Raw genomic sequence first — 15,586 nt, forward strand, 5'->3', positions numbered from 1 at the left:
CGTCCTCAGCGGCCGGCCGCCGCCGCCCGTACGGCCCGGGCTCCGAGGACGCCGAGCAGACGGGTGACCTCCTCGGCCACGGCCGCGCGCCCGGCACCCAGGTAGCCGCGGGTGTCGACCGCCGTGCGGTCCGCGGCGAGGGCTGCGCGCGCCGCCGTCGTGAACACCCGGTTCAGGTGGGTGGCGATGTTGACCTTGGTCATGCCGTGCTCGACGGCGGTGGCGAGATCGCGGTCGGCGACGCCCGACGAACCGTGCAGCACCAGCGGCACGGGGACGCCCGCGCGCAGGGCCGCGATGAGGTCGAAGTCCAGGGCGGCGTCCCGGGTGAGCATGGCGTGCGAGGTGCCCACGGCCACCGCGAGGGCGTCCACGCCCGTGGCGGCGACGAAGGCCGCCGCCTCCCCCGGGTCGGTACGGGCCCCCGGCGCGTGCACGCCGTCCTTGCCGCCGACCTCGCCCAGCTCCGCCTCCACCCAGACCCCGGCGGCGTGGCAACGGGCCCGTACGGCGGCGGTGGCGCGGACGTTCTCCTCGTACGGCAGGGTCGAAGCGTCGTACATGACGGAGGTGAAGCCCAACGCGACTGCCTCGTCGACGAGTTCGGGCGAGGTGGCGTGGTCGAGGTGGACGGCCACCGGGACGGCGGCGGCGCGGGCGACGGCCAGGGTCGCCGCGCCTATCGGAGCGAGGGCGCCGTGGTAGCGGACGGCGTTCTGGCTGATCTGGAGGATCACGGGGGCGCCGGCCGCCTCCGCGCCCGCCACGATGGCCTCGGCGTGTTCGAGCTGGATGACGTTGAAGGCTCCGACGCCGCTTCCGGCGCGGACGGCGGGGTTGACGACGTCGGCCGTCCCTACGAGGGGCATGGTGTGTCTCCTGGAGTACGGGGCAGGGGTGCGACGTCCACGAGGTGGCGCAGCCGGTGGTGGACGTCGGGCTCGAAGGAGCCCGCGAGCGGGGCCGCCACGGCGGCGGCCGACAGCGCCACCGCCTCGGCGAGGCGTAGGGGCCAGGGGTCGCGGGCCGCGAGCCCGACGGCCAGCGCGGCGACGGCGGCGTCCCCGGCACCGGTCGGGTTGCCGCGCAGCCGCTCGGGAGGACGCGCCCGCCAGGCACCTTCGGCGGTGACGGCGACCATGCCCGCCGCCCCGAGCGAGGCGACGACGGCCTCGGCTCCGGCGGAGAGCAGGGCCTCGGCCGCGGGGAGGGCGGCGCGGTGGGGGCCGTCGGGGCCGGGGTCCGGGCCGGCGCCCGCCGCGGCCGCGAACCGTGCGGCGACCTCGGCGAGTTCGTCGGCGTTCGGTTTCACCAGGGCCGGGCCGGCCGGCAGGGCGGCGAGCAGCGCCGGGCCGCTGGTGTCGAGGAGGGCCGGGACTCCCCGTTCGCGGGCGGCCCGGACGAGGACCGCGTAGGCGTCGTCCGGCAGGCCGGGTGGCAGGCTGCCGGAGAGGACGACGACGGTGGCGCGGGCGAGCAGCGCGCCGAAGGCGTCGCGGAAGAGGGACCACTCCTCGGGGAGGACCACGGGTCCCGGTTCCAGCAGGGTCGTGGTGTCGCCGGTGGAGGCGTCCACGACGGCGACCGTGCGGCGGGTCTCGCCGACGACGGGGATCAGCTCCTCCGCGAGGCCGGCCCGGTGGAGTTCGCGGCGGACCGCGGCTCCCGTCGCACCGCCGGCGAGGCCCGTGACGAGGGTGGGACGGCCGAGGGCGTGCAGGACGCGGGAGACGTTGACGCCCTTGCCGCCCGCGCGGGCGGCCACGCCGTGGACGCGGTGGGCGGCGTGGGGACGGAGCCGGTCGACGTGGTGGGTGATGTCGAGGGCGGCGTTGAGCGTGACGGTGAGGATCACGGCGACACCGCTTCCGGCCGGACCAGGAGGTCCCGGGCGAGGAACGCCGCGCCCATGCAGCCGGCCCGGTCCCCGAGGCGGGCCTCGACGACCCGGGGCACGGCCTGGAAGGTGAGGCGTTCCGCGAGTGCGGCGCGCAGGGGTGCGAGGCAGGCCTCGCCGGCCCGGGAGAGACCGCCGCCGATGACGACGCGATCCGGGTCGTAGAGGGTGATCGCGGTGGTCAGCGCGTCGGCGAGCGCCTCCATCGCGTCGGACCAGATGGACGCGGCCACCTCGTCGCCGGCCTGGGCGCGGCACTGCACGTCACGGGCGGTGACGCCGTGCCGGCGGGTGGCGCGTGCGTAGCGGCGGGCGACGGCCGAGGCGGACGCCACGGTCTCCAGGCAGCCCCGCGCGCCGCACCGGCAGCGCTCTCCCCCGGGTCGCACCACGACGTGCCCCAGTTCGCCGGCCCGGCCGTGACGCCCCGTCAGGGCGCGGGCGGAGCCTCCGGTGAACACCGCGGCGGCGATCCCGGTGCCGACCGGGACGAAGAGGAAGTCGGCGCAGTCCCGCCCGGCGCCCGCGCGGGCCTCCGCGAGGCCGCCGGCCCGGACGTCGTGGCCGAACGCGACGGGCAGGCCGAGGTGTTCGGCCAGCCAGTTCCGTACGGGCACGCCGCGCCAGCCGAGGTTGGCGGCGAGGACGGACACGCCGTCGTCCTCGTCCACGATGCCGGGTACGACGACGCCGGCGGCCTCGGCGGCGGGGAAGCGCTCGGCCAGTTCGGCGGCGCGTGCGAGCACGGTCTCCAGGACGGCGTCCGGGCCACGGTCCGCCCGCGTGTACCAGCGTTCGGCGTGGATCGGCGTGCCGTCCCCGGCGAGGACGGCGCCCTTGATGAAGGTGCCTCCGACGTCCAGGGCGATGACGGTCATGATCCGGGCAGGACGACGGAGCGGGTGAGGTTGCGGGGCCGGTCCGGGTCGAGGCCCCGGCGTTCGGCGAGGGCGACCGCGAGGCGCTGGGCGCGGACCAGGTCGGCGAGCGGGTCGCCCGGGGAGACGGCGGCGTACGCGCCGGTCGAGCGCACCTCGTCGAGGAGGCCGGCCGGCGGCGCGCCGAAGAACCAGACGGCGCGCCCGGGCCCCGCGATGCTGATGGGGCCGTGCCGGTACTCCATGGCCGCGTAGGACTCCGTCCAGGCACCGGACGCCTCGCGCAGCTTGAGCGCGGCCTCGTGGGCGAGGCCGACGGTCCAGCCGGTGCCGAGGAAGGTGAACTGCCCGGCGGTCACCGCCTCTTCGGGGAGCGGGGCGAGCACGGCGCGCTCGGCCTGCTCGGGCAGGTCCTGCGGGACGGACCCGAGGCCGGCGCGCAGCAGCACGAGGGCCGTGGTGGCGAACCGGGTCTGCACGACGGACCGTTCGTCGGCGAACGAGAGGTCGACGACGACGTCCGCGGCATCGCGGACGGGCGTGTCGAGGTCGCCGGTGAGCGCGACGGTCGGGGTGCCGCCGGCCGTCAGGCGGCGCAGCGCGTCGAGCACTTCGGTGGTGGTGCCGGAGCGGGTGATCGCGAGGACGCGGTCGTAACGGCGGGTCAGCGGGTACGCGGAGGCGGCGAAGGCGTCGGTCTCGCCGAGGCCGGCGGATTCGCGCAGCTCCGCGTAGGCCTGGGCGATGTGGAGCGAGGTGCCGCAGCCGATGACGGCTATGCGTTCGCCGTCCTTCGGCAGCCCGGCCGGGCCGGTTTCCAGCGCCCGACGCCAGCACGCGGGCTGGCTGGCGATTTCCGCTTCGACATGGCTCACGGGGACTCCCGGATGGTTCACGGTCGACTCACGCCGACTCGATGATTGAAGATGGAGTTTTTATAGGCCTAACGAGCAGCACTGCGCAAGTATGTGCACGTGCGCGCAGCACGTGCGCAGGGCGGGTTACGCTCGGCACCCGAAGCAGGCAGGCCGGGACGAGCGAGGAGAACGGTGATGGGGACGCACGAGCGGTGGACGCGGCTCCTCGACGCCCTGAGCGAGCGGGGCAGCATCGAGGTGGGCGAGGCGGCCGCGCTGCTCGACGTCTCCCCGGCCACGGTCCGCCGGGACCTGGAGGAGCTGGCCCGCCAGCAGCTCCTGACCCGGACCCGCGGCGGCGCGGTGCTCAGCGGCGTCACGTACGACCTGCCGCTGCGCTACAAGACCGCCCGCAAGGCGGACGAGAAGCAGCGCATCGCCCGCGCCGCCGCCGCGCTCGTCCCGCCGGGCGCGGTCGTCGGGCTGAACGGCGGCACCACGACCTCGGAGGTGGCCCGCGAGCTGGCCACCCGCCCGGACCTCGCGGAGCACGCGGCGGGCACCGCGCTGACGATCGTCACCAACGCGGTGAACATCGCCAACGAGCTGGCCGTCCGGCCGTACGTGAAGACCGTCGTGACCGGCGGCGTCGCCCGCCCGCAGTCGTACGAGCTGACCGGTCCGCTCGCCGCCGCCGTCCTCCAGGGCCTGTCGCTGGACTACGCGATCCTCGGCGTCAACGCCGTCGACCCCGGCTTCGGCGCGTCCACCCACGACGAGGGCGAGGCCAGCGCCAACCGGGCCATGGCCGAGCGCGCCGACCGGGTGGTCGTGGTCGCCGACTCCACCAAGCTCGGCCGGCGGGCCTTCGCCCGGGTCTGCACGATCACCGAGATCGACGTCCTCGTCACCGACCACGACGCACCGGACGAGTTCGTGGAGCAGCTGACGGGCCAGGGCGTCGACGTCCACTGCGTGTAAGGGCCCCGGCCACGGTCCGCCGGACGGGCCCGGTGCCCGTCCGGAGCTCCCCCGGGCGTCACTTCACCGAGCCGGCCGTGAGTCCCGAGACCACATGGCGCTCGATGACCGCGAACAGGATCACGACCGGGACGATCGCGACGAGCGACGCCGCGAAGACCTGGTTCCACTGCACGCTGTAGGCGCCGATCATGTTGTTGATGCCGACGGTCAGCGGCTGCCGCTCGGGCGAGGTGGTCAGCGTCAGGCCCATGACGAACTCGTTCCACGCCGCGATGAAGGTGAAGATCACCGCCGTGACGATGCCCGGCACGGCGAGCGGCAGGGTCACCCGGAACAGTGCCCGGGCCCGGCCGCAGCCGTCCACCATCGCGGCCTCCTCCAGCTCCACCGGGATCGAGCCGATGTAGGCGCTGATGATCCACACCGCGAACGCCAGGTTGAACGCCGCGTTCGCGACCATCAGGACGGTCACCGTGTCGAGCAGGCCGAGGGCGTGGAACTCCCGGTAGAGGCCCACCTGGAGGGCCGTCGGCTGGAACATCTGCGTGACCAGGACCAGGAGGAGGAAGGCCCTGCGCCCCCGGAAGCGCACCCGTGCCGTGTAGTACGCGGCCGGCAGCGCGACGAGCAGCACGAGGAGCGTCGAACCGCCCGCGACCAACAGGGTGTTGGCGAGGTTCTGGCCGAGCGTGGTGTCGGTCCACACCCGGGTGAAGGCGGACCAGTCGAAGCGGGACGGCAGATAGCCGTTGTCCCGCAGCTCGCCGGCGGGACGCCCGGCCGTGACGATCATCTCGGCGTACGGCAGGAGGAAGAGCGCGGCCAGTCCCCACGCGGTGACGGTGAGCAGGACGGTCGTGGTGCGCGGCCGCGGCCGCGCGGTGGGTGCGGTGTTCATCGGCCCGCCTCCTCCTTCCAGCCGCTGACCCTGAGGAAGACCAGGACCATGGCGATGACGGCCGCGAAGTTGACCACCGACAGGGCCGCCGACTCGGCGACGTCGTCGGCGCGCAGCATGTACATGAACACCGTGGTGGTGGCGGTGTCGGCGTCGGGACCGCCCTGGGTCATGCCCCAGATCACGGGGAACGAGTTGAAGACGTTGATCAGGTTGATCACGAGGGCCACGAGGAACGCCGGCCGCAGCAGCGGCAGCGTGATCCGCAGGTACGTCCGGAGCCGGGAGGCGCCGTCGACGCGGGCCGCCTCGTACACCTCCGCCGGGACGGTCTGGAGTCCGGCGAGGAGGGTGTACGTGGTGAACGGGAGGGACACGAAGACGGCGACGAACACCAGCCAGGGCCTGGCGTGGGCGGCGTCCCCGGTCCAGGCCTCGGCCGAGTCGATCACGCCGAGGTCGAGCAGGAGCCGGTTGAGGACGCCCGCGACCTGGTCGAGCATCCAGCGGAAGCCGATCGCGGTCATCAGGACCGAGGCCGCCCAGGGCGCCACGAGCGCCCAGCGGGTGATCCTCCGGCCGGGGAAGCGCTGGTCGAACAGCTGCGCGAGACCGAGCGAGAGGACCATGGTGAGACCGACCACGACGACCGTCCACACGGCCGTCCAGGTCAGGACGTCGGGCAGCCGCGGATCGGCGAACAGCTTGCGGTACTTGTCGAGCCCGGCCGGACCGAGGTCGGCGCCGGACGTGTCGATCCTCCGCAGCGAGGTGCGGACCATCTCGACGACCGGCCAGACGACCACGGCCAGGATGAGGAGCACGGCCGGGGATATCCACGGCAGGGCGCCGAGGTGCCGCCGGGACGTCATCGCTTCGCCTGCCGGGCGGCCTGCTGGAGCGCGCCGAGGGTCTTCTCCGGCTCGTTCACCGCGCCGCCGATCCGGGTCTTGATCTGGGCGGAGACTCCGGGCCAGGTGGGGTCGCCGAGCGGGTAGAAGGTCGCGCTCGGCAGGATGTCGAGGAAGGGCGCAAGCTCCTTCTGCGCCGGGTCGTCGCGGAGCGCGGCGAGCGCGGAACCGGTCACGGGCATAAGGCGGTACGTCGTGGCGAACCGGACGGTGTTCTCCTTCCGGTAGGCGAAGTCCAGGAACGCCTTCACCTCCTTCTTGTGGCCGCCCTTCTTGAACGCCATCACCCAGTCGGCGACACCGAGGGTGCCGGGGCTCTGCGCGTCCTTGCCGGGCATCGCCGTCCAGCTGACGTCCATGCCCCTGAGCTCGGCGAGCTGTCCCGGGAAGCCGTTGAGCATGCCGACCTTGCCCGAGGCGAAGGTCTTGGTCAGGTCGGTGCGGTTGACGGCGGCGGGGCTCTTCTCGGTCAGGCCCGCGTCGACCCAGCTCTTGAGCTGGGTGAAGGTCTCCACGTTGGCAGCGGAGTCGATCGCGTACGCGCCGCCGGGGTCCTGGTATCCGCCCTTGTTGCCCATCATCCAGATGAACGCCTCGGCCTGGGCCTCCTCCTTGCCGAGCGGGATGCCGAGGGGCACCTCCACTCCCGCCTTCTTCAGCGCGGTGGCGGCGGCGGTGACCTCGGCCCAGGTCTTCGGCGGCTTCTTCGGGTCGAGGCCGGCCTTGCGGAACAGCTCGTTGTTGATCAGGAACATCCGGGCGCTGGACACGAACGGGATGCCGTAGCGGGTGCCGTCCTGGCTGCCGGCGTCGGCCATCGCCGGGACGAGGTCGGCCTCGGTCGCGGACGAGAGCACCTCGGGCACGGAGTAGAGCAGTCCGCTCTTCGCGTAGTCGGCGTAACCGCCGGTCTGGAGGACGTCGGGCTGGTGGCCGTTCTGGACCATCGTCCTGACCTGGGCGTCGATGTCGTTCCAGTTGATCACCTGGAGGTCGACCTTGATCTTCGGGTTGCTCCGCTCGAACGCCTCGATGACGTCCCGCCAGTACGCCTGGCTCGGGTTGTCGCCGTTGGAACCGTAGTCCGCCGCGACGAACCTGATGGTGGTGACCCCGTCCGCCGGGGCTCCGGACCCGCCGCCCCCGCACGCCGCGAGCGAGAGGACGAGCGCACCGGTGAGACCGGCCGCGGACAGGGCGAGGAGACGTCGCTTCATGGCAACTACCGCCTTACGCAAGAAGAGAGCGACTTCTGCTCACACGTGAGCAGGTCGCCGAGATTTGCTCAAGTCTGAGCATCACGGCGCCGACGTGTCATCGCCGGGACCGGCTGAGTTATGCACTTGTGACCGCGAAAGCGCTGTCTATCGAGAGCTGCGCGATCGTGCGCGTTTCTGATTGGAACAAGGATCGCGTGAGCACTTGACGTCATTCGGCGGGACTGTCGAGCATGTCGCGTCAGCACGTGTTGTCGGCGGCGCCGCGGACGGCGGCGGCCGCATGGCCCGAAAGGCGGCTGTGATGCAAGAGAACTCCGTACGTCCCCCGCGCCCGTGGGGAGGAGGCCGGGCCCGCGGCGGACGCCCGGCCGTCCTGGTGCTGGTCGCGGCGATGGTGGCGGCCGTCTTCTCGGTCGCCGGACCCGTGTCCCCCGCGGCGGCGGCGACCGCCGGCAACGCCACCGGGGTCAGCCAGTCCGGGAACACCGTCACGATCAGCACGTCGACGGCGGCGAAGGCCAGGGTGGTGATCGCCCGCCAGGACATCTTCCGCATCTGGCTCTCGCCCAACGGCACCTTCACCGACGACCCGGCGGGCAACGCCCTCGCCACCACCACCGACTTCGGCCCGGTGACGACGAGCGTCACCGACGCCGGCACGTACTACCGCATCACCACGCCGGCCCTGAACGTCCGGGTCGAGAAGTCCCCGCTGCGCTTCTCCGTCTACCGTGCCGACAACAGCACGCTCGTCTGGGCCGAGTCCCAGCCCATGTCCTGGACGGGCACGCAGACCAGCCAGTACCTGACGCAGGGCGCGGACGAGCAGTTCTACGGAACGGGCCTGCGCCTCGGCGAGTGGGCGCTGCGCGGCAAGACGGTGCCGGTCTCGGTCGCGAACACGTGGAAGGAGAACACCAACGCGAGCCCGGCGCCCTTCTACATGTCGACCAACGGCTACGGCGTGATGCGCAACACCTGGGCGCCCGGCAGCTACTCCTTCGGCGCGCCCGGCACCTTCACGCACAACGAGAGCCGGTTCGACGCCTGGTACTTCGTCGGCGACTCGCCGAAGGGCGTCCTCGACGCGTACACCGACGTGAGCGGAAAGCCGTTCCTGGCGCCGATGTGGGGCTTCGAGCTCGGCAACGCCGACTGCTGGAACGCCTCCAACCCCGACTACACCGGTGACCACGACCGCCTCCGGCACCAGACCACGAAGGACGTCCTCGGGTACGCGGCCGACGCCCGCGCCGCCGACATGCCGTCCGGCTGGTTCCTGCCCAACGACGGCTACGGCTGCGGCTACAGCGATCTGAAGGCCACGGTCGACGGTCTGAAGGCGAAGGGCTTCCAGACCGGTCTGTGGACGTCGACCGGCCTCGCGAACATCGGCCAGGAGGTCGGCACCGCCGGCAGCCGGGGTGTGAAGACCGACGTCGCCTGGATCGGGTCCGGCTACAAGTACGCCTTCGACGGCGTCCAGCAGGCCGTGGACGGCATCGAGAAGAACTCCGACGCCCGCCGCTACGTCTGGACCGTCGACGGCTGGGCCGGCACCCAGCGCAACGCGATCGTGTGGACCGGCGACACGCCGGGCACCTGGGACGCCATGCGCTGGCACGTCCCCGCCATCACGGGCGCGGGCCTGTCCGGGTTCAACTACGCGGCCGGCGACGTCGACGGCATCTTCCAGGGCAGCCCCAAGACCTACGTCCGCGACCTGCAGTGGAAGGCGCTCACGCCCGCCTTCATGACGATGTCCGGCTGGGGCGCCACCAACCCGGAGGCCGGTTACCAGGACAAGCAGCCCTGGCGGTTCCCGGACCCGTACCTCTCCGTCAACCGCAAGTACCTCAAGCTCAAGATGCGGCTGATGCCGTACCTGTACTCGGCGAGCCGCGTCGCCGCCGAGACCGGGACGCCGACCGTCCGCGCCATGGTCCTGGAGTACCCGGACGACCCGGTCGCGCGCGGCAACCAGACCAGTGGCCAGTTCATGTCCGGTGACTCGCTCCTGGTGGCACCGGTCGTGACGGACACGACGACCCGCGACGGCATCTACCTGCCGGCCGGCACCTGGACCGACTACTGGACCGGGAAGACGTACAGCGGCCCGGGCTGGCTGAACGGCTACGACGCCCCGCTCGACCGCCTCCCCATGTTCGTCAAGGGCGGCGGCATCGTGCCGATGTGGCCGCAGATGAACCACACCGGCGAGAAGCCCGTCGACAAGCTCACCTACGACGTGTACCCGCGCGGCTCGTCCACGTTCACGCTGTACGAGGACGACGGCATCACCCGCCAGTACCAGAACGGCGCCTACGCCGAGCAGAAGGTCGACGTCACCGCCCCGGCCTCCGGCACCGGCGACGTGACCCTCTCCGTCGGCGCGAGCACGGGCACGTACGCCGGCAAGCCGGCCTCGCGCGGCTACGAGTTCACCGTCCACGCGGCCGCCGCCCCCTCGGCCGTCACGGTCGAAGGCTCCGCCCTCCCCGCCCTGAGCTCGAAGGGCGCGTACGACTCCGCGAGCACCGGCTGGTACTTCGACGCCGCCGACCGCTCCGGCACGCTCTGGATCAAGACGGGCTCGAAGTCCGCGGCCTTCACGGTCACGGCGAGCGGCCTGACGCTGCTCCCGGCCACGGCGGTCCCGACCGCCGGCACGCCGATCCCGAAGGCGTCCTGGAAGGTCCAGTACGCCGACAGCCAGGAGACCTCGGCCGAGAACGGCGCCGCCGCCAACGCCGTCGACGGCAGCGCGTCGACCATGTGGCACACCGCCTACTCCGGCGGCCAGGCCGCCGCGCTCCCCCACGAGATACAGATCGACCTCGGCGCGCGCCACGACGTCGACAGCGTCTCCTACCTGCCGCGCCAGGACGGCGGGAGCAACGGCCGGATCGGGTCGTACGAGGTGTACGTGTCCGACACGACGGCGAGTTGGGGCAGCCCGGTCGCCACCGGCACGTGGGCGGACACCGCCACCGAGAAGAAGGCCGCGTTCGCCCCGAAGACCGGCCGCTACCTGCGACTGAAGGCCTTGTCGGAGGCGGGGAACCGGGGCCCGTGGACCAGTGCCGCGGAGATCTCGGCGACGGGCCGGGTCACGCCGCTCCCGGCGAACGCCACCCTGGTCAACGCGGCCTCCGGGACGTGCGTCGACCTGCCGTACGGCGCCACGACCGCGGGGACCGAACCCACCCTCTACACCTGCCACGGCGGCACCAACCAGCGCTGGACCTTCACCGCCGCCGGCGCCCTCACCGGCAAGGACGGCGTCTGCCTCGACGGCTCCGGCGCCACGGTCGCCGTCCAGCCCTGCAACGGCTCGGCCGGCCAGAAGTGGCAGCTCGGCGCCCAGTCGAGCGTCACCAACGGCGGTCGCTGCCTGGCTCCGGCCGGAGCAGGCACGGTCAACGGCACGAAACTGACCCTCGCCACCTGCACCGCCACCTCCGCGGCCCAGCGCTGGACCCCCAGCCCCTGACCCGGTTCCACCAGCACTGATCCCGTCACACCCCCGCCCGCGCCTCCGGTCGTCGAACTCCACGGCCGGAGGCGCGGTCACGCAAAAACCTAGACATCCAAAGTTTTGGGACTTACCGTGGCTTAACGGACGGCTTCGAGCCGCCGACCGCGCCCCCTCCCCACAGGCGCAAGGAGCCCCCACATGTCCATCCCCGCCTTCCCCGCAGCCGTGCGGACCACCTCACCCGGCGTCTCCCCGAACGCCATCCCCCACCAGCCCGCCCCGGGCCTCCACGGCACCCGGCGGGCCCTGTCCGTCATGGCCGCGACCGTCGAGGCGGTCCCTTCGCTCCGGCGCTTCGCCCGGGACACGGCGCGCCGGTGGAACCTGGACGACCGCGCCGACGAGGCCCTGGGCGTCGTGGTCACCGAACTCGTCGCCAACGTGGTCCGGCACAGCGGCAGCCCCGACGTCGCCGTGCTCCTCACGGCCACCGACCGGACGGTCACGGTCCAGGTCCACGACCGCGGCCGGTGGCGCCCCCGGCGCAGCCGCCTGCCGGGCGACGGCGCCGACGCGTGCTGCGGCCGCGGCCTCGACCTGGTACGGGCCTACGCCGCGGACTGCGCGGTCGTCCGCACGGCGCACGGCACGCGCGTGGCCGTGACGCTCACGCCGGGCGCCGACCACCCCGCCGCCGGCGACTCCTGCGCCGGCTACTCCTCCGGCTGAGGACCGGCTTCCCGCCCGGCACCGCCGTCGCCGCGCAGGGCCTCGAGCAGCACGTCACGCAGCCGGCCGATGTCGCCCGCCATATCGATGGACGGCTCCAGCAGCCACTGGAGCTGCAGGCCGTCCGTCGCGGCCAGCAGGATCCGGGCGGCCCAGTCCGCGTCGCACGCGGACTCCGGGCCGGCGTCCTCCATCGCCGCGGGCGGACCTGCCAGGAGCAGGGCCGCGATCTGCTGCCGCAGCCCCCGGTAGCGCTCGGTGAAGAACCCGTGCCCGGGATGGTCCGGGTCCGCGGCCGCGGCAGCGATGTCCAGGAACAGCTTGACCAGCCCGGGCGTGGCGGCGTTCTGGGCCACCAGCTCGGTCCGCCACAGCACGGTCTCCGGCGTGTAGGCCGCGAGGGCGGCGGTGTCGCGCGCCTCGACGACCGCGGTGAGCAGCGCCTCGCGGCTGCCGAAGTGGTGCAGCACGCCCGCGTCGGTCATCCCCACCCGCTGGGCGATGTCCCGCACCGACACCCCTCGGCTGCCGGCTTCGGCATAGGCCGCCAGGGCGGCGTCGAGGATCTTCTGTCGCCTCTCGGCGGTCTTGGCGTAAGGCCCCCGGGACCCGCGTGTACTCACGCGGGCACTCTAACCACGGAAGCCCCGCGGCCTCAGTGCGCCGCGATCTCCTCCCGCGACGTGACCTCCCGGTCGGCGAGGATGAGGAAGTCCCGGTCGTGGTCGGTGAGCACCTTGAGGAAGCCCGGTTCGGCCTGCATGACGTATCCCCGCAGCTCAGCTCCGCCGCGCAGGCCGATCCGTTCCAGCGGCACCCAGGGGGTGGTGATCGTCGCGGCTCCGAGCAGCATCGCCAGACCGACCAGCGCCAGCAGGTGCCGACTGGCCCACAGGGCCCCGCGCCTGAGCCGTCCGCCCGCCCGGACGCCGTACCCGATCCCGAGGACCAGCGCGCTCACCGCGAACACCAGGGGCAGCACCCACCAGCTGGCGTAGGTGCCGACGTACGCGGCGACGGCCACGACCGCGACGAGCATCAGGAGTGCGCCGGTCATGTCGGACCGCTCGGGCCGCTGCTCCTCGGCCGGCACGCGGATCCCGGCCTCCCGCGCCGCGCGGAGGTCTTCGATCAGCCGGAGGGCGGCGATGGGCAGGAGGAGCGTGAGGATCAGGACCGACGCGAGGGAGTCGGCCATGACGGTGCCGATGACGAGGCCGATCGTGTCGTCGAGGTCGAGGGTGTGGAGGACGGCGAAGGCCGTGTGCCAGTCGTAGGCGGACACGGCGAACAGCCGCAGCACGACGAAGGCGAACGCGGCGGCGGTCACCGTGAGCCCGGTGCCACGACCGTCCGTTTCCGTCCCATGGGATGCCATGTGCACCTGAGGCCCTCCTGTGGCGGGCTCGGTCGCGCCGCACGGCCGCCGAGCACGTAGCCAGGGTGCGGTGGGACGTCGTGCGCCACCGGGAGCCACGCCGTGCGCGCGGGGGCCGCGGCGGTTCGGCTCCGCTCCCCGCTCCCGCCGGGCGAGGGGAGTGTGTTACGGTTCAAGTGTTGCAGTTGTGGTACCCATGAACCTATGTGCGCCTGACGGGAAATGCTTTCCTCCAGGCGCATTGTTTGTTTTCCGGCATCTCCGGATGGGGCCTCTGCCTACAGAAGGAGAAAGTCATGGCACAGGGAACCGTGAAGTGGTTCAACGCCGAAAAGGGTTTCGGCTTCATCGAGCAGGACGGCGGCGGCCCCGACGTCTTCGCCCACTACTCGAACATCGCGACGCAGGGCTTCCGTGAGCTCCACGAGGGCCAGCGCGTCTCCTTCGACGTCACGCAGGGCCAGAAGGGCCCGCAGGCGGAGAACATCGTCCCCGCCTGATTGCCGGACACGATTCCGTCTGCCGGGGTCCGCACTTCTGTTGGGTGCGGACCCCGGTTTTGCGCTGTTTCCAGGAAGGTCAGATATCCGCATGTCCCGAAGGGGCCAGAAGCCGAACCGGCGTACGCCGTCGCCCGCACCCGCCGCAGCTGCGCCGAAGGAGTTCCGGCTGCCGCAGAGCACGACCCCCGCGCTTCCCCCGGTCGAGGAGTTCGGCGACCTCGACATGCCCACGGGACTGCTGAACACGCTCACCGCACAGGGCGTGACCGCTCCGTTCCCCATCCAGGCCGCCACGCTGCCGAACTCGCTCGCGGGTCGCGACCTGCTCGGCCGGGGGCGTACGGGATCGGGCAAGACGCTCGCGTTCGGCCTCGCGCTGCTGGCGCGCACGGCGGGGCGGCGAGCCGAGTCCAAGGCTCCGCTCGCGCTCGTCCTCGTACCCACCCGTGAGCTGGCCCAGCAGGTGACGGACGCACTGGCCCCGTACGCGACGGCCGTGAACCTCCGGATCGCCACCGTGGTCGGCGGCCTGTCCGTCACCAAGCAGGCCAATTCCCTCCGGCGCGGCGCCGAGGTCCTCGTGGCCACGCCCGGCCGGCTCAACGACCTCGTGGAACGCGGCGACTGCGTGCTGGACCAGGTGCGCATCACCGTGCTCGACGAGGCCGACCAGATGACCGACCTGGGCTTCCTGCCCCAGATCACCAAGCTGATGCGGCAGGTGCGGCCCGACGGTCAGCGGCTGCTCTTCTCGGCCACCCTGGACGGCAACATCGACCGCCTGGTCCAGCAGTTCCTGTCCGATCCCGTCGTGCACTCCGTGGACCCGTCCGCCGCGACCGTGAGCACGATGGAACACCACGTGTTCCACGTCCTCGACGAGACCGACAAGAAGGCCGTCACGACGCGCATCGCCGCGCGGGACGGCCGGGTGATCCTCTTCCTCGACACCAAGCGCTCCGCCGACCGCCTCGCCAAGCGGCTGCTGAGCTCCGGTGTCCTGGCCGCCGCGCTGCACGGCGGCCGCTCCCAGGCCCAGCGGACCCGCACCCTGGAGCAGTTCAAGAACGGCCAGGTGACGGCGCTGGTGGCGACCAACGTCGCGGCCCGCGGCATCCACGTGGACGACCTCGACCTCGTCGTGAACGTCGATCCTCCCGCCGACCACAAGGACTATCTGCACCGGGGCGGGCGGACGGCCCGCGCCGGCACGTCCGGCAGCGTCGTCACGCTCGTGCTGCCCGACCAGAAGCGTGAGGTCGACCGGACCATGTCGCACGCGGGCATCCGGGCCCGCACCACCCGCATGACGTCGAGCGACCCGCGGCTGGCCGACCTCACCGGTGCCCGCGAGCCCTCCGGCGTGGCCGTCACCCTGGAGGTCCCCGCGCCCACGGCACCGAAGGCGTCCCGTCCCAGCCGGGCGAACGCGTCGGAGCCGGGCCGGCGGCCTCGCCGGCGCGGCAAGGCCGCGCCGGAGACGGACCAGCGGCCCGGTCGGCGCCGGCAGGACGCGTCCGAGCCGGACCAGCGGCCCCGCCGACGCCGTAACGGCGGCGGCGAGGGAGCAGCGGCGGACTCCGCCGCCGCCCGCGACGGCAGGTCCGCCGACCGCACAGCGGGTTCGCGGGCGCGGACGGGCCGCCCCACGACGGCGGACGGCCGCGGCTCCGGCCGCAAGCCCGCCTCGGACGAGGCCGGCGCCCGCACGACCGCGACCGCGGCCGGTACCGGGAGCAGGCGCGGCCGCAGCGGCGCCGCACGCAAGAGCCGCTGACTCCCCCACGGGCCCCGGGCTCCGTACGGGTCCCGGCTCCGTAGGCGGCGAGCCACTGGCGCAAGCGCACGGGGCC

Annotated in this window: 14 protein-coding genes; 5 read left to right on the forward strand and 9 right to left on the reverse strand. The window is 72.9% G+C overall.

Annotated features, from left to right (window positions below; translation table 11 throughout):
• Window positions 1–5: 5 nt before the first annotated feature.
• From ACFY8W_RS05625 to ACFY8W_RS05640, 4 genes are read right to left on the reverse strand one after another with little or no spacing between them, the layout of a single operon-like run.
• The gene (locus ACFY8W_RS05625; protein WP_391100616.1) at window positions 6–869 is read right to left on the reverse strand and encodes a ketose-bisphosphate aldolase; all 864 of its coding nucleotides are present in this window, start codon (window positions 867–869) and stop codon (window positions 6–8) included.
• On the reverse strand, window positions 857–1,855 hold the full coding sequence (locus ACFY8W_RS05630) for a hexose kinase (RefSeq protein ID WP_391100618.1): 999 nt from the start codon (window positions 1,853–1,855) through the stop codon (window positions 857–859). Before ACFY8W_RS05630 ends, ACFY8W_RS05625 begins: the two co-directional genes overlap by 13 nt.
• The gene (locus ACFY8W_RS05635; protein WP_391101734.1) at window positions 1,852–2,778 is read right to left on the reverse strand and encodes an ROK family protein; all 927 of its coding nucleotides are present in this window, start codon (window positions 2,776–2,778) and stop codon (window positions 1,852–1,854) included. Before ACFY8W_RS05635 ends, ACFY8W_RS05630 begins: the two co-directional genes overlap by 4 nt.
• Window positions 2,772–3,650, reverse strand: a complete 879-nt coding sequence (locus tag ACFY8W_RS05640; protein WP_391100620.1) for an SIS domain-containing protein — start codon at window positions 3,648–3,650, stop codon at window positions 2,772–2,774. The genes ACFY8W_RS05635 and ACFY8W_RS05640 overlap by 7 nt, the downstream gene beginning before the upstream one ends.
• 177 nt (window positions 3,651–3,827) lie before the next feature.
• On the opposite strand from ACFY8W_RS05640, the gene ACFY8W_RS05645 reads away from it, so the two are divergent.
• Window positions 3,828–4,613 (forward strand): DeoR family transcriptional regulator, encoded by a 786-nt coding sequence (locus ACFY8W_RS05645; protein WP_391100622.1) that lies wholly within the window; start codon window positions 3,828–3,830, stop codon window positions 4,611–4,613.
• A 58-nt stretch (window positions 4,614–4,671) separates the two neighbouring features.
• On the opposite strand, the gene ACFY8W_RS05650 is transcribed toward ACFY8W_RS05645, so the two are convergent.
• From ACFY8W_RS05650 to ACFY8W_RS05660, 3 genes are read right to left on the reverse strand one after another with little or no spacing between them, the layout of a single operon-like run.
• Window positions 4,672–5,514 (reverse strand): ABC transporter permease subunit, encoded by an 843-nt coding sequence (locus tag ACFY8W_RS05650; protein ID WP_391100624.1) that lies wholly within the window; start codon window positions 5,512–5,514, stop codon window positions 4,672–4,674.
• Window positions 5,511–6,386 (reverse strand): ABC transporter permease subunit, encoded by an 876-nt coding sequence (locus ACFY8W_RS05655; protein ID WP_391100626.1) that lies wholly within the window; start codon window positions 6,384–6,386, stop codon window positions 5,511–5,513. The genes ACFY8W_RS05650 and ACFY8W_RS05655 overlap by 4 nt, the downstream gene beginning before the upstream one ends.
• Window positions 6,383–7,642, reverse strand: coding sequence for an extracellular solute-binding protein (locus ACFY8W_RS05660; RefSeq protein WP_391100629.1), 1,260 nt, complete (start codon window positions 7,640–7,642; stop codon window positions 6,383–6,385). The genes ACFY8W_RS05655 and ACFY8W_RS05660 overlap by 4 nt, the downstream gene beginning before the upstream one ends.
• 304 nt (window positions 7,643–7,946) lie before the next feature.
• On the opposite strand from ACFY8W_RS05660, the gene ACFY8W_RS05665 reads away from it, so the two are divergent.
• Together ACFY8W_RS05665 and ACFY8W_RS05670 are read left to right on the forward strand one after the other, a co-directional pair.
• Window positions 7,947–11,138, forward strand: coding sequence for a TIM-barrel domain-containing protein (locus ACFY8W_RS05665; protein WP_391100631.1), 3,192 nt, complete (start codon window positions 7,947–7,949; stop codon window positions 11,136–11,138).
• Between the two features lie 183 nt (window positions 11,139–11,321).
• A complete protein-coding gene (locus tag ACFY8W_RS05670; protein WP_391100633.1) occupies window positions 11,322–11,852 on the forward strand; it encodes an ATP-binding protein in 531 nt (176 codons plus the stop codon).
• On the opposite strand, the gene ACFY8W_RS05675 is transcribed toward ACFY8W_RS05670, so the two are convergent.
• Window positions 11,837–12,475 (reverse strand): TetR family transcriptional regulator, encoded by a 639-nt coding sequence (locus tag ACFY8W_RS05675; protein ID WP_391100636.1) that lies wholly within the window; start codon window positions 12,473–12,475, stop codon window positions 11,837–11,839. The two genes, ACFY8W_RS05670 and ACFY8W_RS05675, sit on opposite strands and share 16 nt — an antisense overlap.
• Window positions 12,476–12,507: 32 nt before the next feature.
• On the reverse strand, window positions 12,508–13,230 hold the full coding sequence (locus ACFY8W_RS05680; protein ID WP_391100637.1) for a hypothetical protein: 723 nt from the start codon (window positions 13,228–13,230) through the stop codon (window positions 12,508–12,510).
• Between the two features lie 296 nt (window positions 13,231–13,526).
• Between ACFY8W_RS05680 and ACFY8W_RS05685 the strand changes: the two genes are divergently transcribed.
• Together ACFY8W_RS05685 and ACFY8W_RS05690 are read left to right on the forward strand one after the other, a co-directional pair.
• Window positions 13,527–13,730 (forward strand): cold-shock protein, encoded by a 204-nt coding sequence (locus tag ACFY8W_RS05685; protein WP_015663066.1) that lies wholly within the window; start codon window positions 13,527–13,529, stop codon window positions 13,728–13,730.
• A gap of 91 nt (window positions 13,731–13,821) precedes the next feature.
• Entirely contained in the window at window positions 13,822–15,510 is a 1,689-nt protein-coding gene (locus tag ACFY8W_RS05690) for a DEAD/DEAH box helicase (RefSeq protein ID WP_391100639.1), read from the forward strand.
• The last annotated feature ends 76 nt before the right edge of the window (window positions 15,511–15,586 follow it).

This window comes from Streptomyces sp. NPDC012637 (assembly GCF_042954805.1).
Classification (GTDB): domain Bacteria; phylum Actinomycetota; class Actinomycetes; order Streptomycetales; family Streptomycetaceae; genus Streptomyces.